The sequence below is a fragment of the Actinoplanes sp. NPDC049668 genome (assembly GCF_044465445.1).
In the GTDB taxonomy this organism is placed as follows: domain Bacteria; phylum Actinomycetota; class Actinomycetes; order Mycobacteriales; family Micromonosporaceae; genus Actinoplanes.
The window spans coordinates 122,228-145,652 of sequence record NZ_JBITLR010000004.1 but is presented as its reverse complement, the minus strand read 5'-3'; the positions used below and the strand labels follow the sequence as shown (position 1 = coordinate 145,652).

The 23,425-nt window shown below is 73.2% G+C and carries 18 protein-coding genes; 15 read left to right on the top strand and 3 right to left on the bottom strand.

Annotated features, from left to right (window positions below):
* Positions 1-86 precede the first annotated feature (86 nt).
* Complete coding sequence (locus ACIBSW_RS18035; RefSeq protein ID WP_354726015.1) at positions 87-959, top strand: hypothetical protein; 873 nt, start codon at positions 87-89, stop codon at positions 957-959.
* Between the two features lie 6 nt (positions 960-965).
* On the opposite strand, the gene ACIBSW_RS18030 is transcribed toward ACIBSW_RS18035, so the two are convergent.
* The 3 genes from ACIBSW_RS18030 to ACIBSW_RS18020 are packed head-to-tail and all read right to left on the bottom strand — an operon-like array spanning position 966 to position 3,765.
* Positions 966-1,475 carry a PadR family transcriptional regulator gene (locus ACIBSW_RS18030; protein WP_354726013.1) on the bottom strand — a complete coding sequence of 170 codons (510 nt, stop codon included), beginning with the start codon at positions 1,473-1,475 and terminating at the stop codon, positions 966-968.
* A gap of 50 nt (positions 1,476-1,525) precedes the next feature.
* Positions 1,526-2,362 (bottom strand): NAD(P)H-binding protein, encoded by an 837-nt coding sequence (locus ACIBSW_RS18025; protein ID WP_354726011.1) that lies wholly within the window; start codon positions 2,360-2,362, stop codon positions 1,526-1,528.
* Positions 2,359-3,765: an MFS transporter gene (locus tag ACIBSW_RS18020; protein ID WP_354726009.1), complete on the bottom strand. Its 1,407-nt coding sequence runs from the start codon at positions 3,763-3,765 to the stop codon at positions 2,359-2,361. Before ACIBSW_RS18020 ends, ACIBSW_RS18025 begins: the two co-directional genes overlap by 4 nt.
* A gap of 105 nt (positions 3,766-3,870) precedes the next feature.
* Here ACIBSW_RS18020 and ACIBSW_RS18015 point away from each other — a divergent pair, with 105 nt between their 5' ends.
* From ACIBSW_RS18015 to ACIBSW_RS17950, 14 genes are all read left to right on the top strand, one after another.
* Positions 3,871-4,476, top strand: a complete 606-nt coding sequence (locus ACIBSW_RS18015) for a response regulator transcription factor (RefSeq protein WP_354726007.1) — start codon at positions 3,871-3,873, stop codon at positions 4,474-4,476.
* A gap of 28 nt (positions 4,477-4,504) precedes the next feature.
* The gene (locus tag ACIBSW_RS18010) at positions 4,505-6,346 is read left to right on the top strand and encodes a histidine kinase (RefSeq protein ID WP_354726005.1); all 1,842 of its coding nucleotides are present in this window, start codon (positions 4,505-4,507) and stop codon (positions 6,344-6,346) included.
* 372 nt (positions 6,347-6,718) lie between these two features.
* Entirely contained in the window at positions 6,719-8,026 is a 1,308-nt protein-coding gene (locus tag ACIBSW_RS18005; RefSeq protein ID WP_354726003.1) for a SidA/IucD/PvdA family monooxygenase, read from the top strand.
* Complete coding sequence (locus ACIBSW_RS18000; RefSeq protein ID WP_354726001.1) at positions 8,023-9,054, top strand: FAD-binding oxidoreductase; 1,032 nt, start codon at positions 8,023-8,025, stop codon at positions 9,052-9,054. The genes ACIBSW_RS18005 and ACIBSW_RS18000 overlap by 4 nt, the downstream gene beginning before the upstream one ends.
* Positions 9,054-11,270 carry a class I tRNA ligase family protein gene (locus ACIBSW_RS17995; protein WP_354725999.1) on the top strand — a complete coding sequence of 739 codons (2,217 nt, stop codon included), beginning with the start codon at positions 9,054-9,056 and terminating at the stop codon, positions 11,268-11,270. Before ACIBSW_RS18000 ends, ACIBSW_RS17995 begins: the two co-directional genes overlap by 1 nt.
* On the top strand, positions 11,267-14,518 hold the full coding sequence (locus ACIBSW_RS17990) for an amino acid adenylation domain-containing protein (RefSeq protein ID WP_354725998.1): 3,252 nt from the start codon (positions 11,267-11,269) through the stop codon (positions 14,516-14,518). Before ACIBSW_RS17995 ends, ACIBSW_RS17990 begins: the two co-directional genes overlap by 4 nt.
* Positions 14,515-16,020, top strand: a complete 1,506-nt coding sequence (locus ACIBSW_RS17985; protein ID WP_354725996.1) for an AMP-binding protein — start codon at positions 14,515-14,517, stop codon at positions 16,018-16,020. The genes ACIBSW_RS17990 and ACIBSW_RS17985 overlap by 4 nt, the downstream gene beginning before the upstream one ends.
* Positions 16,010-16,270 (top strand): acyl carrier protein, encoded by a 261-nt coding sequence (locus ACIBSW_RS17980; RefSeq protein WP_354725994.1) that lies wholly within the window; start codon positions 16,010-16,012, stop codon positions 16,268-16,270. Before ACIBSW_RS17985 ends, ACIBSW_RS17980 begins: the two co-directional genes overlap by 11 nt.
* Positions 16,271-16,325: 55 nt before the next feature.
* A complete protein-coding gene (locus tag ACIBSW_RS17975; protein ID WP_354725992.1) occupies positions 16,326-16,931 on the top strand; it encodes a GNAT family N-acetyltransferase in 606 nt (201 codons plus the stop codon).
* On the top strand, positions 16,928-17,944 hold the full coding sequence (locus tag ACIBSW_RS17970) for a C45 family peptidase (protein WP_354725990.1): 1,017 nt from the start codon (positions 16,928-16,930) through the stop codon (positions 17,942-17,944). Before ACIBSW_RS17975 ends, ACIBSW_RS17970 begins: the two co-directional genes overlap by 4 nt.
* Entirely contained in the window at positions 17,941-18,867 is a 927-nt protein-coding gene (locus ACIBSW_RS17965) for a 3-oxoacyl-ACP synthase (protein ID WP_354725988.1), read from the top strand. The genes ACIBSW_RS17970 and ACIBSW_RS17965 overlap by 4 nt, the downstream gene beginning before the upstream one ends.
* Before the next feature lie 24 nt (positions 18,868-18,891).
* On the top strand, positions 18,892-21,066 hold the full coding sequence (locus ACIBSW_RS17960; RefSeq protein ID WP_354725986.1) for an iron-containing redox enzyme family protein: 2,175 nt from the start codon (positions 18,892-18,894) through the stop codon (positions 21,064-21,066).
* Positions 21,066-22,298, top strand: coding sequence for an acyl-CoA dehydrogenase family protein (locus ACIBSW_RS17955; RefSeq protein WP_354725984.1), 1,233 nt, complete (start codon positions 21,066-21,068; stop codon positions 22,296-22,298). Before ACIBSW_RS17960 ends, ACIBSW_RS17955 begins: the two co-directional genes overlap by 1 nt.
* Positions 22,295-23,425, top strand: coding sequence for a cytochrome P450 (locus ACIBSW_RS17950; RefSeq protein ID WP_354725982.1), 1,131 nt, complete (start codon positions 22,295-22,297; stop codon positions 23,423-23,425). The genes ACIBSW_RS17955 and ACIBSW_RS17950 overlap by 4 nt, the downstream gene beginning before the upstream one ends.

Below are 23,425 nucleotides of genomic sequence, written 5' to 3'. Positions count from 1 at the left end.
CACCCTGATCGACGTGGACAGCTTCGGCTCCTTCTAGCTCGCGTGCGATCATGTCGGTATGAATTCGAGGCAGACCGCCGCCTGACGTGGGACCCGGGGGCACCGCTGCCGTCTGGGCCGAGCAGCAGACAGCCTCGGTCCGCGACGATCCGGCGGGCCGGATCGCCCTGATGCGGCGGTGCTACGACGGCCCGCTCGGCAAGGCACCGCGGCACCTGCCGTTCCGCAGGGCGGCGATGTCGTTCATGCGATGGCAACTGCGCAGAGGTCTGCTGGGCCCGCTCGAAGGCGAGCGTCCCGGCAGCCCATGGTGGCGGGCGGTCAACGAGCGCATCCTTCGGGACGGCTGTGAGGCGGTCGCCCTGAGCGGGGAGCCCACCGGGCCGGCCTCCTCGCGGACGGTCGACTTCTGGATGTCCTTCGCCGGCAACCCGACCGCCCGAACCTGGTACCAGGCGCACAACGGCAGCGTGGTGGCCGCCTACCTCGGCCACCGCGACCTGGCCGAGGCGGAGAACGCGGCCGAGCGCTTCTTCATGAACGTCGTGCTCTGCCGGGTGCTGTACGCCCACGCCCTGGTCGCGGCGCCCCGGATCGCGCTGGGCTGGCTGGGACCGCTCGCCCCGCTGCTCGGTGACCCGAGGCTGGGCATGACCGGCATTTTCCTGCAGCTCTCCCGCGTGCTCCCGGACGAGTACCCGCTGCGCGACACGGTCGGCTTCTACCTGAGAGAGGAACTCGGATTCGGCCGGCTCCTCGACTACGGGATCATCACTCCGAGGTTGCAGCAGCTCTATGAGTGGTCGGCCGACACACTCGAGGCGCCGGGCCTGCTGGACCACATCCGCGATGGAGCCCTGACCTACGCGTGGCCGTTCGAGGATCGCGGTGTCTGGCAACCGCCGAAGTCGTTCACCGTTCGAATGGCCCGGCGAGCCCTGCCACCGCAACGCCGCTGAGCGGTCTCACCGCGGCGTGTCGCGCAGGTGGTGCAGCCAGCCGCCGAGCGAGGTGAGGGCGGCGACCTCGAACGACGCGCGGGCTCCGGGCACCGGGCCCGCGACGGCGGGTCGGTCCTCGATCGCGGACCGCTGGCGGTCGACGATCCCGCGGCAGGCGGCGATGGCACCGTCGAATGTGTCCCGGTCGGCGTAGGCGACGGCGAGCATGGCCCGCGCGTAGACCTCCGGCCGGTCGGCGTCCGGCGGCGGGTCCAGCAGCCAGGCCTGCTGTCGCCGCAGGCCGGCGGGGGTCAGCGCGACGACGCGCCGGGCCCCGCTCCTGGATCCCTGGTCCCAGGCGACCGTCCGCACGAAGCCGCCGCGCTCGAGCCGGGTGAGCGCAGCGACTATCCGGATCAGGTCCGGCACCGGGCTGTCGCCGAAGAGGTCGGCGTAGCCGTGCCGCAGGTCGAGGACGCTGCGTGGTTCGCGGCTGAGGAGCACCAGCAGGATGTCGCCCAACGCGGCCGCCATCAGAGCAGACACCCCTACTCGCCGACCGGGACTTCTACAAGCTGTAGAAGTTAGCAGACCGGGTACGCCGCGGCCCACTCCTCAGCCGTGCGCGGCGGGCGGCCGGTGACCCGGGAGATCGTGTCGGTGACCGGCGCCGGGCGGTCCAGGTGCCGTTCCCAGGTCGCGAAGAGCAGGTCGGCCGGCGCGTACGGGCTCATCGCGGACCGGGCCGTGGCGGGATCGAGCTCGACGTAGCGCAGTTCGCGGCCGTGCGCGTGGCCGACCAGTTCGATCTGCTCGCGGTGGGTCAGCGATCGGGGCCCGGTCACGTGGTACTTGCGGCCCGCGTGTTCCTCGCCGGTGAGCGCCGCGACGGCGATCGCGGCGAAGTCCGCCGTGTGGATCGGCGAACCGGCCGCCTCGGCGTACGGCCCGCGCACCACGTCGCCGGCGGCCAGTTGTCCCGGCACGTCGAAGGCCCATTGCAGCGCGTCGGACGACGCGACGTCCAGCCGGAGGAAGGTCCATTGCAGCCCGGCGTCCGCGATGATCCGTTCGATCTCGTGGTGTGCGGCGGCCACCTCGTCGCGCTGCCGCTCGGCGGCGTCGTCGATCTCGGCCGTGGACTGGAACACGATGCGTTTCACCCCGGCGCGCTGCGCCGCGGCGACGAAGCCCGGCCCGACGCCCGGCACGACGGCGAGCAGGAACGCGGCCTCGACGCCGGTCAGCGCGGCGTCCAGGCTGTCCGGGTCGCCGAGGTCGCCGGCGACGACCTCCACGCCGGCCGGCAGGTCCGCCTTGGCCGGGTCGCGGCTGAGGGTACGCACTGGAATGCCGGCGGCGACGAGCTGCTCGACGATGGAGCGTCCGACGGGCGCGCCGGCCGCGGTCACCAGGATCATGATGGTCTCCTCTTGTCTGCGGTGTGCCTGGGCAGGAAAAAGCCGGCCGGGAAGGCGGCGAGCACCAGGCCGGCCGCCAACCACAGCGCGGGGGTCAGTGAGCCCCGGGAGTCGAAGAACACGGTGCCGACCAGGGCCAGGCCGAGGGCGCCGCCGAGCTGCTGCACGGCCGTGATGGTCCCCGAGGCGGAGCCGGTCTCGGCCGGCTCGACGCCGGCCAGCACGAAGTCGAGGTACGGCCCCATCAGCAGGGCGGCGCCGACTCCGGCGACCAGCAACGCCGGTATCAGCCGCCAGCCGCCGACCGCGACGGTGGCGATGACGCCGGCGATCCCGAGGGCGTTGACCAGCACGCCGGCGTGCAGCACCGCCCGGCCGAACCGCCTGAGCGACGGCAGGGCGCCCATTGCGACGATCACGCCGATCGGGTACGGCAGCATGGCGAGCCCGGCCGCCGACGGCGAGTATCCGGCCTCGACCTGGAGGAACACGTTGAACACCAGCATGAAGCCCGCCATCGACGCGAACAGGAGCACCCCGACCAGCAGGCCACCGGTGAACGCCCGCTTGCGGAACAGGCTGGGTAGCACCAGTGGATCGCCGCCGGCCCGCTCGGCGCGCGTCTCGTACCATCCGAAGAGGACGAAGAGCAGGGCGGAGCCGGCCATCATCGCGAAGGCCCAGGCGGGCCAGCCGTGTTCGCGCCCCTGCACCAGCGGATAGATCAGCAGCAGGCCGGCGGCCGCGGCCAGCACGGCGCCGACCAGGTCCAGCCGCAGCGGATGCGGCGCGCGGGAGGCGGGCAGGAAGCGCAGCGCGGCGGCCACGGTGGCCACCCCGATCGGCAGGTTGATCAGGAAGATCATCCGCCAGCCGGTGCCGAGGACGTCGGCGTCGACGAGCCATCCGGCCAGCACCGGGCCGCCGGCCGCGGCCAGGCCCATGACCGGCCCGAACGCGGCGAGCGCGGTCTGCGACTCCGGCGGCGGGAACATCTCCTTGATCAGGCCGAAGCCCTGCGGCACCATCGCGGCACCGCACAGGCCCTGCACCACCCGGGCGGCGACGACCGTCTCCGGCGTACCCGCGGTCGCGACCAGCAGCGAGCCGATCGTGAAGCCGCCGGCGCCGATCAGGAACATCCGGCGGCGCCCGACGATGTCGCCGAGCCGGCCGCTGGTGAGCAGGCCCGCGGTCATCGCCAGCAGGTAGGCGGCGCCCAGCCACTGCAGCAGGCCGGCGCTGCCGCCGAGCTCGGCGCGCATCGCCGGCCCGGCGATGTTGGTGACGGTGGCGTCGAGCAGCTCCATCGCCGAGCCCGCGAGGATGACCGCGAGCGCCATCCACCGCCAGCGGTACGCGCGGGCGTCGCCGGTGACGGCGAGCGCTTCCGTTGCTGTCATGGCAGGTAGCCTCGCAACCGGCGGGTGGCCGTCGGTAGTGCCGTGATCACGAGTCCGGCATGAGGAATTCGCCGCCGGCCCCGGGAAAATCTCATGGAGGCCGGGATGATCCGGATCATGGTCGCGGAGGACATGCGGATGCTCCGCGAGACCCTGGTCGCCGTCCTCGCCCTCGAGGACGACCTCGAGGTGGTGGCGAGCGTCGACCGGGGCGACGCGGTCGTCGGCGCCGCGCTGAGCACCCGGCCCGACGTCGCGGTGATCGACATCGACCTGCCCGGGCAGGACGGACTGACGGCCGCCGCCGAGCTGTACGAGCGGCTGCCCGGCTGCCGCACGCTGGTGCTGACCGGCCTGGCCGGCCCCGGACACCTGCGCCGCGCGCTGCGCGCGCACGCCAGCGGTTTCCTGCTCAAGCACGCGCCGCCGCAGGAGCTGATCGACGCCATCCGGCGGATCGCGGCCGGCGATCGGGTGGTCGACCCGCAGGTGGCGCTCGCGGCGCTGGACACCGCCGCCAGCCCGCTGACCGCGCGCGAGGCCGACGTGCTGCGGATCGCCGCGACCGGCGCGGAACCCGCGGAGATCGCCGGGCGGCTGTCGCTGTCCACCGGCACGGTGCGCAACTACCTCACCGCCGCCGAGATGAAGCTCGGCGCGCGCAACCGGGTCGACGCCATCCGCATCGCCACCGACGCGGGCTGGCTGTGATCGGCCGGCGGCGTTAGCGTCGAAGGATATGAGGGTTGCCCGGCGGGCCAGCGCGATCGTCGTCGCGGTGCTGTGCCTGCTGCTGGTCGCGAGGACGGCGTACGCCCTCAGCGAGGGCGGGCCGGGCTACCTGTTCGTGCTGGCGTCGTTCGTGCTGCCGTTCGGGTATGCCGTCCCCGCCACCCGGGGCGTGTGGACCCGCCACCGGTTCTGGCTGCTGGCCGCGCAGGCGGCGCTGACCTACGTGCCGTTCGCCGTGTTCGGCAACCACTGGGTCGGCGGCATGTCGGGCCTGCTGGGCGGCCTGGTGCTGCTCACGCTCGCGGCGCCCGGATCGTGGCTGCTGTTCGCCGCGCTCCTCGTGGTGGAGTGTGTGCTGTGGATGGGCGTGGTCGGCCTGCCGTACGCGCCGGCGGTCCACGCCGTGGTCTGGCTCTGCGTCGCCTTCGTGACCACCGGGCTGGCGTTCTTCGGCCTGGCCCGCCTCTCGGACGTGGTGCGGGAGCTGCACGTCGCCCGCGCGGAGTTCGCGCGCCTGGCGGTCGCGCGGGAGCGGCTCCAGGCGACCCGCAGGCTGCGGGCCGCGCTCGACGAGCGCCTCCGCGCGGTCACCGAACACGGTCAGGCCGCGCTGCGTGCCCTGGCGGACGACCGGGCGCGGGCCCGTGAGCGGATGACGGAGGCGGGCGTCCTGGCTCGTCAGGTGCTCGCCGACGTTCGGGCGGTGACCGCGGACCCGCGGCCGGTGGAGACCCCCGCGCGGCGCGGCGACGCCGCCGTGGCGCCGCGGCTCGCCCGGACCGTCCTGGTCGTCATGCTGTGCGCCTTCTTCGCCCTGGACCTGGCCTATCTCGTGTTCCTCGACGCCCCCGCGATCGTCCGGGCCGGGGCCGTGGCCAACGGCTTCGCGATCATGGCCCTGCAGCTGCGTCACTCCCGGCCGATCCGGGACGGCGGCCGCCCGCGCGGCTGGGCCTGGACGCTCGCCCTTCAGGCCCTGCTGGTGTACGCGCTGGTCCCGGCCATCGGCTACCCCGCGCTCATCTTCCTGGGTTTCCTCGCCGGCTCGACCCTGCTGCTGCTTCCCGGCCGATGGGCGTGGGCGACGTTCGCCGTGGTCCTGGCCGGCTTCAGCGCGATCCTGGTCTACGAGAATCCGTCGGCCGCGTACCTGACCTACTCGGCGGCGATCATGGCGGCGATCGGCCTCATGGTGTACGGCCTGTCCCGGCTGGCCGACCTGGCCGTCCAGCTGGACGCCCTGCGCGGCGAGACGGCCCGGCTGGCGGTGCACCGCGAACGGCTGCGCACCGCCCGGGACGTGCACGACCTGCTCGGTCAGGGCCTCTCGGTCCTCGAACTCAAGATCGTCCTGATCGACCGGTTGATCGATCACGACGACGCCCGGGCGCGCGGGGAGATCGAGGAGGTGGTCCGGATCTGCACGACGGCGCGCGACGAGACGCGACTGGTCGCCGACGGCGTCCAGCACCTGTCACTGCGCACCGAGATCGCGGTGGCCCGGTCGGTGCTGACCTCGGCCGGCATCGACGTCCGCGCCGACCTGGCCGACGGGCCGCTGCCGGCCGAGCTCGACGCCGTGCTGGCCACCGTGCTGCGGGAGGCGGTGACCAACATCCTGCGGCACAGCAGCGCCCGGCACTGCGTGATCGAGACGGCCCGCACCACCCCGGGCATGCTCCGCCTGAGCGTCAGCAACGACGGCGTGTCCGACCAGCCGAATCGGGAGGCTCCGGCCGGCCACGGCCTGACGAACCTCACGGCACGCGTCGAGGCCGCCGCCGGCCGCCTCACCAGCCACCGCGGCGACGGCCGATTCCGCATCGTCGCCGACCTTGCCGAACAATGACCCGGCTCGACGCGTATCGAATTGATAGTCGCAAATAGATAAGAAATTGAAAATAGGGCGGGAGATGTCCGGCTCGCCGCTTTGGTTGCGAACTCATACTGTTGCACCGGCCTGCTAACGCAGGCAGTCTGCGCCGCCGAGATGTCGCGCGGACGACAAAAAACGCGCCTGTGCCAGCGTTTTTAAGCGTCTCCATACCGGCAATTAAGCGTCTCTATAAGGCTCGTTGACACCCCATTGCGGCTGGCTTAAGTTTCCCGTCGAAGGTTTCCGGAACCGCGGAAAGAATGCTTTCCATGACGCCGTTGAGGCGCCAACCTGCGGACGGGACCACGAATGCGCGTTCCCAGCACCAGGAAGGTGATTCTGAGCGTGGAAGCCAAGTCGCGGGACGATGATGACAGGCACTTTCGCTGCCTCGGCATCGGTGCGGGGCCGGCGAATCTGAGCCTGGCCAGCCTGATGCACGGGCACTCCGAGATCACGAACCGTTTCATCGAGCGCCGGCCGACCTTCGGCTGGCACGACGGACAGCAGATGCCCGGCGCGACCCTGCAGGTGTCGACGCTGAAGGACCTCGTCACGCTCTCGGACCCGACGAACGCCTTCTCGTTCCTGTCCTACCTGCACGAGCAGGGCCGGTTGTACCACTTCATCAACGCGCAGTTCGACGCCGTGCCGCGGCAGGAGTTCCGCAACTACATGCAGTGGGCCAGCCAGCGCAACGCCAACATCGCGTTCGGCGAGGAGGTGCTCTCGGTCGACTTCGACGGCGAGTTCCTGGTACGCACGACCGCCGGCACGATGCGGGCCGACAACATCGCGATCGGGGTCGGCACCGAGACCTGGGTGCCGCAGCACGCCCGGGACGCCCTCGGCCCCACCCAGTTCCACATCAGCGAGTACATGTACCGCGCGAGCGAGCTGGCCGGCAAGCGGGTCGCGGTGGTCGGCGGCGGACAGTCCGGTGCGGAGGCGTTCCTCGACCTCATCTCGCGTACCGAGAGCGAGCTGCCCCGGCGGGTGGCGTGGGTGTCGCGGCGGCCCAACTTCCTGCCGATCGACGACTCGCCCTTCACCAACGACTACTACATGCCGTCCTTCTCGGACTACTTCGCCAAGCTCGAGCGGACCACCCGCGACGCGTTCAGCCGCCGTCACATCCTCACCAGCGACGGCATCTCCGAGCAGACGCTGCGCGACATCTACCAGCGCGCCTACCTACACCGGTTCGTGCACGGCGGCGTCGACCTGTTCGCCCTGTACCCGAACCGCGAGGTGCTGCAGGTGACCGGCGCCGAGGACAAGGGCTGGAAGATCACGCTGGCGCACAACGACCTGCACGATGTCGGCGAGGAGCTCGACGTCGACGTCATCGTCTGGGCCACCGGCTTCCGCCCGGCCCGGATGGACTTCCTCGCCCCGATCGCGCACCGGCTGGAGCGCGAGGGCGACGAGCTGCGCATCGACGACAGCTTCGCGGTGGCCTGGGACGGCCCGGCCGACCGCAACATCTTCGTGCAGAACGCGGCGCGTGGGCAGCGCGGGCTCGCCGACCCCAACCTGAGCCTGCTCGCCTGGCGCGCGCAGCGGATCGTCGACAAGATCCGCGGCGTCCGGACGGAGAACCAGACCCCCTCGTTCATCGAGTGGTCGAGCAAGCAGGAAGTGGCGTCGTGAACGCCGACGTCGCCGTCGTCGGCGCCGGCATCGTGGGCACCCTGATCGCCCGCGAGCTCGGCCGCCGCGACCCGTCCGCCCGGGTCGTCGTCCTCGACCGCGACGCGGCGGGTTCCGGCGCCAGCCGCCGCTCCGCCGGCCTGCACTTCCCCCGGGGCGCCTCGGCCCGGGTCCGCGACATGTCGGCGTACAGCGAGGCGTACTACGCCCGGCTCGCCGAGCAGGATCCCGGCGCCCCGATCCATCCGCTCGCCATGACGATCGTCGCCGACGCCGGCTCCGCCGACGCCGTGCGGGAGGCGTACCTGCCGAGCGCGAAGCTGGCCGAGGCCGCCGGCACCGGCCGGCCGGACGTCGCGGTGCCGCCCGGCGCGCTGGCCTGGACCGTCGAGGGTGGCCACTACGCCGAGGTCGGCGCGCTCGCCGCCCGGCTGGCGCCGCCGGGGGTACGCGAGGGCGTCGCCGTCACCGCGGTACGGCCCGGCGCCGACGCCGTGCGGCTGGGCCTGTCCACCGGGGAGGAGCTGGTCGCCGGCCGGGTCGTGCTGGCGCCCGGCCCGTGGACGGGCGACGCGGCGTGGAGCGAGCTGCTCGCCCCGCTCGACATCAGGATCAAGCGGATCGTGGCGATGCACGTCGACGAGCCGGTCGGCGAGGCCGACCCGTGCGTCGTCATGCACGACGAGGACGCGTTCCTGCTGCCGCTGCGGCACCGCGGCGACTGGCTGTTCAGCTACACGTGCCAGGAGTGGGACGCCGACCCCGGCGCCGCGGCACCGGCCCTGCGGCCGAACCACCTGCGCGAGGCCCGCGCCGTGCTCGAGCGGTACTCGCCCGAGCTGGCCGGCCGCTGCACCTCCGGACGCGTCTTCTGTGACGCGTACACCCCCGACCGTCAACCCGCCGTCCGTGCCCTCGACGCGGCCGGACGCATCGTCTTCGCCGGTGGCGCCAACGGGTCGGGGTACCGCCTCGGGCCGGCGATCGCCGCCGAGGCCGTGGACCTGCTCGACGCGAAAGGCCTGTGATGATTCTCAGCAGCTACGACGTTTCCGAACTCTCCGATGCCTTCGGCATCGACATGAGCGGCATCGACGGCCTCGGCGTCGGTGCCGGCTGGGGCCGGGTACGGCCCGGGGTCAGCTCCGATCCGCACCAGCACGACGAGACCGAGACGTTCGTCATCGTCGCCGGCTCCGGTGAGCTGATCGTCGACGGGCGCCGGCACCGGGTCCAGCCCGGCTCGGTCGCCCAGTTCGAGCCGTTCGAGACGCACGTCATCGAGAACGACGGCGAGACGGACCTGATCTTCGCCACGCTCTACTGGCGGGACGCCGAGCGGGCCGGCCAGCGGGCCGGCACCGTCGAGCGGGGCCGGCTGCGCGACCGTCCCGTCTTCGTCTTCTCCACCCCGCCGACCCCCAACGGGGACCTGCACCTCGGCCACCTCTCCGGCCCGTACCTCGGCGCCGACGTCTACGTGCGCTTCCAGCGGCTGATCGGCAACGAGGCCTGGCACCTGACCGGCAGCGACGACTACCAGAGCTACGTGGTCGAGTGCGCACGCCGGGAGGGCCGCACGCCGGCCGAGACCGCCGCGCACTACAGCGCCGAGATCGCTCGTACCCTCGAACTGCTCGACGTGCCGCTGGACCAGTACACGGTGACCGACGCCGACCCGACCTACCGCGAGCAGCTGCGGGCGTTCTTCTCCCGGCTGGTCGACTCGGGCGGGATCGCGCCCGGTGACGCGCCCGCGCTGCTCGACGGCGAGACCGGCCGCTACCTCTACGAGGTCGACGTCTCCGGCGGCTGCCCGCACTGCGGATCGGGCGCCGGCGGCAACATCTGCGAGGAGTGCGGCGAGCCGAACTTCTGCCACGACCTGGTCGACCCGGTCACCCGGCACTCCGCGGTGCCGCCGGTCGTCGGCGCGCAGAGCCGCTACCTGCTCCCGCTGCACGAGCACGCCCCCGCGATCGCCGAGCACCACCACCTCGGCCGGGTTCCGGCCCGGCTGCGCGAGCTCGCCGAGCGGCTGTTCGCCCGCGGCCGGGTCGACGTGCCGGTCAGCCACCCGTCGGGCTGGGGCGTCCCGCCCGCCGAGACCGGCGTGACCGACCAGGTCATCTGGGTGTGGCCCGAGATGTCCTACGGGTTCCTGCACGGCATCGCCGAGCTGGGCGACCGGCTGGGCACCGGCTGGCGTGCGCACGAGCCGCGGCCGGACTGGAAGATCGTCCACTTCTTCGGCTACGACAACAGCTTCTACCACGCGATCCTCTACCCGGTGCTGTACAAGCTGGCGTATCCAGGATGGACGCCGGACATCGATTATCACGTGAACGAGTTCCTGCTTCTCGACGGCGCGAAGTTCAGCACGAGCCGGCGGCACGCGATCTGGGGCAAGGAGATCCTGAACCCGGACACCGTCGACGCGGTGCGCTACTACCTCTCCCGGATCCGGTCCGAGGGGCGGCGGACCAACTTCGAGCTCTCCGCGTACGAGGCCGCGGTGCGCGACACCCTGATCGGCGGCTGGCAGCAGTGGCTGCACGACCTCGGGCGCCGCGTCACCGAGACGTACGGCGGAACCGCGCCCGACGCCGGCAACTGGACGCCGGAGCACACCGCCTTCCTCGCCCGGCTGGCCGCCCGCCTGACCGCGGTGACCGGCGCGCTGGGCCCGGACGGGTTCTCCCTCAACCAGGCCTCGGCCGAGCTGGACGGCATCGTCTCCGACGTGCGCCGCTTCGTGGCGCAGGAGGCCCGGGTGGCGCAGTCGGCGGGCTGGCGCGACGAGGCCCGCACCGCCATCGCCCTCGAGCTGGCCGCGGCCAAGCTCCTGGCGGCCTGCGCGACGCCGGTCATGCCGCGCTTCGCCGCAAAGCTCGCGGAGGCCCTCGGCGGGAAGTCGATCGAGGCCTGGCCGACCACGGTCGCCCTCGTCGAGCCGGGCTCGACGATCAGCCTTGCGGACCGGGTCTTCTTCCGGGCGCCCGGAACCGCCGAGCCGGCGCAGCTCGGTTGGCTGAGCGAGACCGTGACGGCGCTGCTGAACCCCGGCAAGGAGGTCGCCGGGCACACCCTCACCGAGCTCGGCGCGACGTCGCTGCACGCCGTCACCCTGCAGTACCAGATCCTCGAGCACAGCGGCACGGAGATCAGCATCGACGAGCTGCTCGGCGCGGCAACCGTCACCGAGCTCGCGGCGCTCATGGAGCGCGAGGCTGTGCCGGCATGACCATTCAGGAGCTGCTGCGCGACATCGGGGCGCGCGGGCTGAGCATCACCGCCACCGGCGGCGATCTGCGCCTGCAGGGACCGACCGAGCGGATGGACACCGAGCTGGTCGCCCGGATCCGCGCCGCCAAGGCCGACCTGCTGGCGCACTTCGCGGCGCCGCCGGGCGACCCGATCACCCCGTTGCAGCGCGGTTACCTCGTCGGCCGCGGCGAGGTGGCGGAGCTGGGCGGCGGTGCCAGCCACGTCTATCACGAGTTCGAGGGCAGCTGGGACGTCCCGCGTCTGCGGGCGGCGCTGGCCTCGGTGGTCGCCCGGCACTCCGCGCTGCGCACCGAGTTCACCGCCGGCGGGCGCCAGATCGTGCACGACGACGTGCCGGTGCACATCCGGGTCCGTGATCTGCGCGCCCTGGCGGCCGGCGACCGGGAGCGGGCCCGCGCCGCCTTTCGCGAGCGTGCCTCGCACCGGGTGCTGCCGCTCGGCCGCCCGCCGCTGGTGCACGCCGAGGTCAGCGTCCTGACCGACGACCTCATGGTGCTGCACGTCAGCCACGACGGCCTGGTGATGGACGGGATCAGCATGTTCCTGTTCTTCCGGGCCTGGTGGCAGGCGTACCAGGGCGAGGAGCCGGCCGGGCCCGAGCTGGCGTTCGGCGACTACGCCCGCGAGCTCGAGCAGGCCGCGGCGTCCGCGCCCGCGGCGCGTTCGCTGAGCTGGTGGCGCGAGCGCATGGACGATCTGGCGCCGGTGCCGGAGCTGCCGCTGGCGGCGAACCCCGCCGCGGTGCGGCGCCCCCGCTTCACCCAGCGGGAGGTCCGCCTCGATCAGGGGCAGTGGGCGCGGCTCACCGGGATCGCCCGGCGGCGCGGGCTGACGCCGAACGCCGTGCTGCTCACCGCGTACGCGCAGACGCTGGCGTACTGGGGTGCCGGCGAGCGGTTCACGGTCAACACCACGGTGGCCAACCGTCCGCCGATCCACCCCCGGGTGTTCGACGCGATCGGCAACTTCTCCGACGTCATGCTGGTCGAGGCCGTCGTCGAGGCGGGCGCGGACTTCACCGCGCGCTGCGCGACGATCCAGCGGAACCTGCGCCAGGCCCTGGAGAACCGGCACGTGTCGGGCGTCGAGGTGCTCAAGGAGCTCGGCCGCGCCGGCCGGGCGGCCCGCGCGCCGTACACCTTCAACTGCGCCATCGGGTACGTGCGGGCCGGCGTCGACGGCTCCGCCCTGGATCTCTTCGGGCCCGAGGTCTTCTCGGTCAGCCAGACGCCGCAGGTGTACCTCAACGTCTTCGCGATGGAGCAGCACGGCGCACTGCTCGTCCAGGTCGACTCCGTCGACGAGCTGTTCCCGGACGGCCTGCCGGCCGACCTCGTGTCCGGCTACCAGCGCCTGCTGGAGAGCCTCTGCGACGACGCCGCGTGGGACTCGGCGCTCCTCGACCTGCTCCCCGCCGGCCAGCGGCGGCGCCGGGAGCAGGCGAACGCCACCGAAGCGCCGGAGGCCGACCGGCTGCTCTGGCAGGACATCCTGGACCGGGCGGCCGAGCGGCCCGGCGAGCCGGCGATCATCACCGCGCACGGCGTGGTGACCTACGCCGAGCTGGTGCGCCGGGCGCAGGGCGCCGCGCGCTGGCTCAGCGAGCGCGGCGTCGGCCGCGGCGACCTCGTCGGGCTGGTCATGCGGCGCGGGCCGGAGCAGATCGTCGGCATCCTGGCCACGCTGCTGACCGGCGCCGCGTACCTGCCGGTCGACGCCGGCCTGCCCGCGGAGCGGCGCGCCTTCCTGCTGGAGGACGGCAAGGTCCGCTACGTCCTGACCAACGCGCCCGGCGCGGAGCCCGACGCGCTCCTGCTCGACGACGTGCTCCCGGCCGAGACCGTCGACTCCCCCGCCCGGGGGCACGTCGACGACCTGGCCTACGTGCTCTACACCTCCGGCACCACGGGGCAGCCCAAGGGCGTCATGGTCAGCCACCGCAACGTGGCCAACGTGGTCGCGGACTGCACGGCGCGGTTCGGCGTCGACGCCACCGACCGCTTCTTCGGCATCAGCGGGTTCAACTTCGACCTGTCGGTCTACGACGTCTTCGGCGCCCTGTCGGTCGGCGCGGCGATCGTGCTGCCGGACGCGGACCGGGCCGCGGATCCCGGGCACTGGCTGGACCTGTGCGCCCGGCACGGCGTCACCGTGTGGAACTCGGTGCCGGCGATCGTCGCCCTGCTGCACGAGCAGGCCGCCGCCGATCCGTCCCGGCTGGACAGCCTGCGCCTGGTGATGATGAGCGGCGACCGGATCCCGGCCGAGCTGCCGGCCGCGCTGCTGCGGCTGAAGCCGGACCTCGAGGTCGTCTCGCTCGGCGGCCCGACGGAGACCACGATCTGGAACATCCTGCACCCGATCGGCACCGCCGACGACGGGAGCCGGCCGGTGCCGTACGGGCGGCCGAACCGCAACAACACCGCGTTCGTCCGCGGGCCCGAGGGCTGGGACCGGCCGGACTGGGTGGCCGGCGAGATCTGGGCGGGCGGCACCGGGGTGGCCCGCGGCTACCACGGCGACGACGCCCGGACGGCGGAACGCTTCGCCGACGGGCTGTACCGCACCGGCGACCTGGGCCGGTACCTGCCGGACGGATCGATCGAGATCCTCGGGCGCAGCGACTTCCAGATCAAGATCAACGGATACCGGATCGAGGCCGGCGAGGTCGAGGCCCGCCTGGTCGCCCTCGCCGCGGTGCGGCAGGCCGTGGTCGTCCGGGGCTCCGGCTCGCACGGCGACCGGCTCACGGCACACCTGGTCGCCGCCGGCACCGATCGGCCGACCCTGGGCGAGCTGCGCGAGCAGCTCGGTGTCCACCTGCCCGACTACATGATCCCGAGCGGGGTGGTCTGGCACGAGAGCCTCCCGCTGACCCGCAACGGCAAGGTCGACCGGGGCCGGCTCGCCGAGACCGCGCCGGCCGCGGAACCCGAGCCGGTCGCGACACCGGCGCAGGCCGGTCCGGCCCTGCCGGCCGACTCCGTCGAGGCCGAGCTGGCCCAGCTGTGGTCGGGCATCCTGCGGGTGCCGACCGTGTCACCGGACGCCAGCATCTACGACCTGGGCGGCGACTCCCTTGCCGCCGCCCGCATCCTCACCGAGGTACGCAAGCACTTCGGTGTCACCATCCCGCTGGAGCAGATGTACGAGGTCCGGACCGTACGCCTGTTGGCGCGGCGACTGCGAGCGGACGCGCGATGACCGACAACCTGATCAACCAGCTGGTGTCGACCGCGCCGGCGCCCGGGCACCGGCTGCGGATCGCCCGGCTCGGCGGCGACGAGAGCATCGAGCTGACCGAGGTGCACGCCGCGGCGGACCGGCTCGCCGCGGCCCTGTACGCCGACGGGGTACGCCCGGGCGACCGGATCGGCATCCTGGCCGCCAACGGCCTGCAGTGGGTGCTGCTGGATCTCGCCGCGCTGCGGCTGAAGGCGGTGACCTGCGGGTTCGAGCCGGGCAAGTTCGACGCCACACCGCAGACGATCGAGGAGTACGGGCTCGCCCTGCTCTTCACCGACGCTCCCGGCGCCCCCGACACCCGGATCAGGCCGATCGCACAGGTCGACGAGCTGGCCCGGCGTCCCGGCGGGATCGCGCTGCCCTGGCAGCGGCACGAGGCCACCACGATCAAATTCACCTCCGGCAGCACGGGCCGTCCCAAGGGCCTGTCCGCCTCGGTGGGCAGCATCGACTCGTCGCTGCGCGCGGTGCAGGAGCTGTTCGAGCACGGCCCGGACGACGACATCTTCGTGTTCCTGCCGCTGTCGCTGCTGCAGCAGCGGTACTGGGTCTACTCCGCGCTGATCTACGGCCACGACGTGACGATCAGCTCGTACGCCGCGGCCTTCGCGGTCATGCGGCGCACCCGCCCGACCGTGGTCATGGGCGTGCCGGGCTTCTTCGCCTCGGCGCAGAGGCACATCGAGGAGCAGGCCGCGCGCCGCTCGATCGAGGTCGCCGAGGCGGCGCGGGCGCTCTTCGGCGACCGGATCCGCTACCTGTGGACCGGATCCGCGCCCGCCGACCCGGCGACGCTGCGGTTCTTCGACGACTGCGGAATGCCGATCTTCGAGGGCTACGGCCTCAACGAGACGTGCATCGTGAGCAAGAACCACCCGAAGGCGAACCGGCGCGGCAGCGTCGGTCAGGTCCTGCCGGGCAAGCACGTCATCATCGACGACGACGGGCGGGTCAGCGTCCGCGGCGACGACCCGGTCGGCATGCGGTACACCTTCGCCGCGCCCGGCGAGTCCGAGCGCGTCTTCGGCACGGACGGCGTGGTGCGCACCGGCGACCTCGGCCGCATCGACGCGGACGGCTTCCTCTGGATCGGGGGCCGCGCGGACGACGTGATCGTGCTGGACAACGGCAAGAAGGTGATCGTCCGGCCGATCGAGGAGCGGCTGCGCGACAGCCCGCTGATCGACCAGGCCGTGGTGTTCTGCCCGGCGCAGACGCACCTGGTCGCGGTGGTGTCGCCGGCCGGCGACGCCGACCCGGCGGAGATCGGGCGGCACCTGGCCCGGACCAATGAGGCGTTGGAACGCGACGAGCAGATCCGCCGGGTGGTGCTGGCCGCCGAGCCGTTCAGCATCGACAACGGGCTGCTGACCTCCCAGTACAAGCCGCGGCGGGCACAGATTCTGGCGCGGTACTCCACGGCGATCACCGCGAAAGGCGATGGTGTGCATGTCCACTGATCTCGAGGCGCTGGTCCGCGACCGGACGGCGCAGGTACTCACCGATGTCTCACCGGACGAGCTGGACATGTCCGCGGACCTGGCGGACCAGTACGGCCTCACCTCGCTGAACAAGGTGCTGCTGGTGATGTCGGTGTGCGACGAGTCCGGCGTGGACGTGGCGCGCTTCACCGAGCAGGACGTCGCCGCCGTACGCAGCGGCGACGACCTGGTCTCCGCGCTGGCCGCACAGCAGGGAGCGGTGGCATGAGCGACTGCACCGAGCGCAGCGAGGGCCAGGAGCGCATGCGAAAGGAGGGCACAGCATGACCTGGGCTGAGCAGGCCGCGGCGGCCAGGCTGGAGGACGACGTCGTCCTGCTGCGCCCGGTGGAGGCCGGCGACCGGGCGGCGGTGCGGGACGTGGCGATGGACCCGGACATCTGGCGCTACTTCGTGTCGCGGGTGGAGACCGAGCAGGATTTCGACTCCTTCTTCGAGACCATGCTGGCCGACCTGCGTGCCCGCAAGCGCATCCCGTTCGTCGTGATCGACAAGGCGTCCGGCCGGATCGCGGGCAGCATGAGCTACGGCAACCTGGCCGACGCCGACGGCCGGATGGAGATCGGCTGGTCCTGGCTCGGCCGCGACTTCCGCGGCCAGGGCCTGAACCGGCCCGCGAAGCGGCTGCTGCTGCGGTTCGCGTTCACGGTGCTGGGCGCCGAGCGCGTGGAGTTCAAGACCGACGTGCTCAACGAGCAGGCCCGCGCCGGGCTGCTCGGCATCGGCGCCGTCGAGGAGGGCGTGCTGCGCAGCTTCAACCCGATGCCGGGCGGGCGGCGCCGCGACGCGATCTTCTACAGCGTGCTCCGCACGGAGTGGCCCGGTGTCGACCGGATCCTGGCCGCCGCCGCGGCCGCGGTGGCCCGATGACGATCCCGTCCGTAGCGCTGACCGGCGGCCCGTACGAGCGCGGGCTGCGGCACGGCAGCGCCCGCGCCGGCGCGCTGCGCGACTTCCTGGACGACGGGCTGGCCCGGCTCGACCGGATCCTGCCCCGGCCGGTCGACCGGGACGAGCTGGGCCCGCTGCTCGACCGCTACGCGGCGGCGATCACCGACGCGCTGCCCGAGCTGGCGGAGGAGATCCGCGGGCTGGCCGACGGCGCCGGGCTCACCCACCGCGAGGCCGTGCTGCTGCAGGTACGCCGGGAACTGCTCGGCTACTCCAAGGTGCCGGCGATGGGCGACTGCACGACGTACGCGATCGCCGGCCCGGAGCCGGTGCTGGCGCAGACGGTCGACCTCAACGGTGATCTCGACGACCAGCTCGCCGTGCTGAACACCGGGCGCTCGCTGCTGCTCAGCTTCGGCGGCCAGCTCGGCTACCTCGGGCTCAACGGCGGCGGCCTGGCGGTCGGCCTGAACCTGGTGCTCGGCGGGCAGTGGGGCCCGGGCGTCCCGCCCTACCTCGCCATCCGCCACGTGCTCGACACCTGCGACAACGTCGGCGACGCCGTCAAGCAGCTGGCGTCGCTGCCGCTGGCGAGTTCCCGCTGCTTCATGGTGTGCGACCGGGACCGGGCCGGATACGCCGAGGCGCTCGGCGGCCGGCTGCGGTTCCACGAGGCGGCGCGGCCGGTGCACACCAACCACTTCCTCGACCCGGAGTTCGCGGTGCAGGACGAGCTGAACGTCTTCGCCCGCAACTCCTCGCTGCGCCGCCTCGACGCGTGCCGGGCCGCGCTGGCGGACCTGCCGGCCGGCGCCGGCGCGGAGCAGCACCTGGAACTGCTCGCGCGGGCGCCGATCACGGTGCCGGGCGACGGCGACATCCGCCGCGAGCGGACGGTCGCCGCCGTCGTCGCGCTGCCCGAGCGCGGGGAGCTGCACGTGCGACCCGGCGATCCGTCGCGATCGGACACGGAGGTGTTCACGCTCCGATGACCACGACCGTGCTGCTGAGCGGGGCCGCGTACGAGCTGGGCGAGATCGAGGTCGCCCACGCCGAGCTGCCGCACTTCGCCGACCGGCTCCGGGAGCACCGGATGCCGGACCGGCCCGCGCTGTGGGGCTGGGGCAGCGTGCGGCGCACCCGCCGGTCCGTCGCGGCGCTGGCCGTGGCGAGCGGGCGCGCGACCCTGGCCGCCGCCGGCGCCGACCCGGCCGGGGTCGACGCCGTCCTGCTGTGCTGCACCCGCTTCGAGGGCGGCCCCGAGACGCACGGCGGCTTCGTCGCCGAGGTCATGGACGGTCTCGGGCTGCCGGCCGCCGCCTGCACCGGTATCACGCTCAACCGCTGCACCAACCTGCTGGCCGGCATCGACCTGGCCGCCGCCTGGGTGGCGGCCCGGCGCTACCGCCGGGTCCTGGTCGTCACCGCCGACCGGGTCGCCGCCGAGGAGGACCGCTTCGAGCAGTTCGCCCTGTTCAGCGATGGCGCCGCGAGCTGCCTCGTCACCGAGGACGCGCTCGGCGAATCCGTCTTCGAGGTGCTCGGCTGCGCGAGCGCGCAGCGCAACGCGCAGCTGGACTGGTCACACGAGATCAGCCCGGAGCTGTCCCGGCAGGTCAACGACGAGCTGGCCAAGCTCACCGGCGTGGCGCCCGGCGACCTGTCCGCCGTGCTGCCCGCCAACCTGTTCCTGCCGCTGCTCTCCATGAAGGAGCGCCAGGCCGGCTTCACCGCCGCGCAGCTCGACACCGGCAACATCGCCCGGCTCGGGCACTGCTTCGCCGCCGACCCGCTGATCGGTCTCGCCGACCGGGCCGGCCGCGGCGACATCGCCGCCGGCCACGCCTACCTGCTCGCCGTCAGCGTTCCGGGCGCCCGCCACGGCGTCCTGCTGCGCGCCCGAACCACGCCGTAAACACCCTTGCCTGGGAGGACCACAGTGCCCGCCTTCGAACTGCCGGACAGGATCACGTCGCTGCCGGCTCGGACGTTCGAGTTCGACCCGTCCGCCGCCGCGGCGGCGAGCGCGATCCTCGCCGGCCGCCCCGCCGAGGCGCTGCACCGGCTGCTGCGCGACCAGGAGAGCCAGGTCGGCCTGCTGGTCGCCCGCCGCGTCGTCGCGGCGTTCCTCGCCGAGCCGGCGCCGCGCACCGGCCCGGCCGAGGACGCGGAGGCGCTCACCGCCCGGATCCTGCGGGCCCGCGACGACCTCGCGCCCCGGCTGCGGGCGCTCGCGGCCATCGAGGACGCCGAGGTACGCGACGCCGTGCTGCGCCAGCGCGCCCCGCTCGCCCTGATCGGCGGCTGCTGGCTGGACACGCTGTCGCAGCCGGCCACCCAGCCCGCGGTGATCGTGAACCGGCTCTACGGCCAGCACTTCGTCCTGCACGGCGAGGGCAACCACCAGCGCGGCATCCACCATCGGCGGCGCCGGGCCCTCGAGCAGGCCGGGATCTACCTGCCCGCGGTCGACGCCGTCGACTTCCTCACCCAGGCCCGGACCCGGGACCTGACCGCGCTGCACGGGCTGTTCCAGCTCTCGCTGTCCCGGCTGTCCGCCAGCTTCCTGCCCGAGACCACCGGCGCGCACGTGGCACACCACCTGCTCGGCGTCGACGACCTGCTGCTGGGCCGCGCGAGCGTGCTGAGCGACGCCGAGCTGGGCGAGGTGCTGCTCGACTTCGCCGCGGCGGCCGGACCGGCCGACCGGCGGCGGATGCTGGCCGCCGCCGACCTGGTCGTCGCGCTGGAGCGCGAGCACGTCGAGCTGCTCGAGTCGACCGCCCGCTGGTACGCGGAGCTGCCGCTGGAGGGCAAGGTCTGCGAGATCATCGGGCGGCACGCCCGCTTCGCCGGCCGTCAGCACGGCGAGGTGCGCGTCGCCGGCCGCAAGCTGTCGGACCTGCTGGACGACCCCGAGCTGGACCTGGGCGCCTTCGTCCGGATGATGCGCAACTCGCGGCAGCTCAAGGCGATCCGCGGCGGCGACAGCCGGTTCGTGCGCGCCATCAAGTTCGGCGGCCCGATGTTCGGCATCTTCGACGAGCGGGAGGCCGCGGTCTTCCGGGCCTGGGCGCAGGCGGCGCAGGAGGGCTCGCTGCCCGACACGGATCCGCCGGTCAACACCCTCGGCGACGAGGCCGCGGCCCGCTGGGTGGACGCGCTGAGCGCGGGCGAGCCCGACGACGTCGTCTACGCCGTCGCCGCGCCGGCCGACGACCGGGCGCTGTTCCACCGGCTCGTCAACATCGAGTCGTACCCGAACACCCTGCCGATCGCCCGCGACCACGCGGCCGCGAACCTGGCCGCGGCGGAGCTGCTGTTCACGTTCGGCGCCGGCGGCCGGCTCACCGACGCGAGCTGGTTCGACTACACGCCCGAGGCGCTGCTCGAGCGGGTGGAGCAGATCTACTGGAAGAAGCTCGTCGACCCGTACCGTCCGCTGACCGAGATTCCGGACCGGGACGAGGTCATCTTCGGCCAGAAGACGTTCGCCCTCGGCAGCCTCATCGACGGCGCCTGGGCGCACCGGATCGGCAACGTCGGCCGCTACCACCGGATCAGCGACGGCATGCTGGCGTCGATCTACGCCGACGAGATGGGCCGCGGCGACATCCGCAAGAACCACATCACGCTCATCGTGCAGGTGCTGCACAGCATGGGCATCGACGTGCCGCACATCCGCGAGGACGCGTTCCTGGACCAGGGCGACCTGCCCGACCACCTGTACGGCTTCTCGATCCACCAGCTGAGCCTGGCGCTGTTCCCGGACACGTTCTATCCGGAGATCCTCGGCTACAACCTGGGCATCGAGATGTTCGGCCTCGGCGAGATGCGCCTGCACGAGATGCAGAAGCTCAAGCACCACGGCTTCGACCCGGTGTACGAGGAGGCGCACCTGTCGATCGACAACTTCTCGGCCGGGCACGCCCGCCAGTCGGCGGAGATCATCGTCGGCTACCTCGACGAGGTGGCGCGCACGGTCGGCGCCGACGCGGTGACGCCCGAGTGGCGGCGGATCTGGCGTGGCTACGCCTCGTTCGCGTACTTCGTCGAGGTGCCCCTGGTCCGGGCGATGAGCGCGCCGGCCGCCACCGCGGAGATGACGATCTGATGACGCTGCTGAGCACCGAACGACCGACCCTGGCCGGGCTCGACCCGGCGATGCTGCGGCTGCCGTTCTTCACCGAGCGGCACACCGAGCTGGCCGGGCGGGTCACCGCCTGGACCGCCGCGAACGCCGGGCTGTGGCGCCGGCCCCTGCCGTGCCCGCCCGCCGAGCACGGCCGCACCGTGCTGCGCGAGCTCGGCGACGCCGGCCTGCTGGCGTTCCTGCACCCGGGCGGCCCGGCCGACGACGGTGATATGCGGTCGCTGTGCCTGGCCCGCGAGGCCCTCGCCTACGCCGACGACCTGGCCGACTTCGCGTTCTCGATCCAGGCACTCTCGGCGACGCCGATCCTGCGGCACGGCTCGCCCGCGCAGCGCGAGCGGTTCCTGCCCGGCCTCGCGGACGGCACGCTGCAGGGCGCGTTCGCCGTCTCCGAGCCGCAGGCGGGCTCCGACCTGGCCGCCGCCGCGACCCGGGCGACCCGCGACGGCGACGGCTTCGTTCTCGACGGGGTCAAGGCGTGGATCGCCAACGCCGGCACGGCCGACGTGTACGCGGTCCTGGCCCGGACCGGTGAGGGCGCCGCCGCGCTGGGACTCAGCATGTTCCTCGTCCCGGCGGACACGCCCGGCCTCCGGGTCGAGCCCGCGGACCTGGTCGCGCCGCGCGCCTTCGGCCACCTGCACCTCGACGGGGTGCGGCTGGGCGCGGACGCGCTGCTGGGCCGCTCCGGCGGCGGGTTCGCGATCGCCCTCGAGGTCCTCGACCGGTTCCGGATGACGGTCGGTGCCGCCGCCGTCGGGTTCGCCCGCCGGGCCGCGCACAGCGCCCTGCGGCACACCCGGACCCGGGCGATCTACGGCAGCCGGCTCGGCGACCTGGGCACGGTCCGCGCGGCCCTGGCCGACATGGACGTACGCCTGAACGCCGCGGGCCTGCTCGTGGCCCGCGCCGCCTGGGAGGCCGACCGGGAATCTCGCTACCAGAGGCACTCGGCGATCGCCAAGCTCTACGCCACCGAGGCGGCGCAGTCCGTCGTCGACGACTGCGTGCAGATGTTCGGCGCCGCCGGGCTGGTCGCTGACAGCATCACGGAACGCCTCTACCGTCAGATCCGATCGCTCCGCATCTATGAGGGTGCCTCCGAGGTACAGCGCGACGTCATCGCCGGATCGTTGGACCTGCGACGCGCTCAGCAATGCGGCGCGATCTTCGACGTTACGAGTGAGTCGTGAGAGGACCGACCGTGCCCGACCTGAACCCCATCACCGCGGTGACCGCCGCCGATCCGTACCCGTACTACGCCGCCCTGGTCGCCGACCGCCCGTTCGGCCGCGACGAGGACCTGGGCCTGTGGGTGGCCGCGGACGCCGCGTCCGTCTCGGCGGTGCTCGGCGAGCCCGCCCTTCGGGTACGCCCGCCGGCCGCGCCGGTGCCCGCCGGCATCGTCGGCACGCCCGCCGGTGAGGTGTTCGGCCGGCTGGTCCGGATGACCGACGGCGAGCCGCAGCGGCGCCTGAAGCGTGCCGTGGTCGCGGCGCTCGGCACGGCCGACGCGGACCGGGTCGCCGCGCTGACCGCCGAGCGCACCGCGTACGCGATCAAGCGTCAGGCGTCGCACCGCGACCTCATGTTCGGGGTGCCGGCGCAGGTCGTCGCCGTCCTCAGCGGACTGGACGACCCGGCCGCCGACGAGGCGAGCGCGCTGATCGCCGACTTCGTGCAGTGCATTCCGGCCACCGCTACGCCGGAGCAGAACGCCCGGGCGGCGACGGCCGCCGCCGCGCTGCGCGACCTGCTCGGCCCGGCGCTCGACGCCCGCGGCGACGGCCTGCTGGCCGAGCTGGTCCGCGCGGCCGGCCCGGACGCCGAGCCGGCGGCGGTGCTCGCCAACGGTCTCGGGCTGCTGTCGCAGACCTTCGACGCCACCGCGGGGCTGATCGGCAACACGCTGGTCGCCCTCGCCCGGGACGCCTCGCTGCGGGGGTCCGCGGGAATGCGGGCCGTCGTCGCCGAGGTCGCCCGCCACGACGCGCCGATCCAGAACACCCGGCGCTTCGCGGCCGAGCCGGTCGTGGTCGCCGGCGCCGAGCTGGCCGCCGGCGACGCGATCCTGGTCGTGCTGGCCGCGGCGAACCGGGACCCGGCGGTCAACGAGGCGCCGGCCGAGTTCCGCACCGACCGGGCCGATCCCGCGGTGTTCACCTTCGGCGCCGGGGCGCACGGCTGCCCCGGCCGGCAGATCGCCACCACGATCGCCGCCGCGGTCGTCGACGCGCTGCTCTCCGCCGGCGCCGCACCGGCCGCCGCCGGACCGGTCACCTACCTGCCATTGGCGAACGCGCGCATTCCCGCGTTGTAG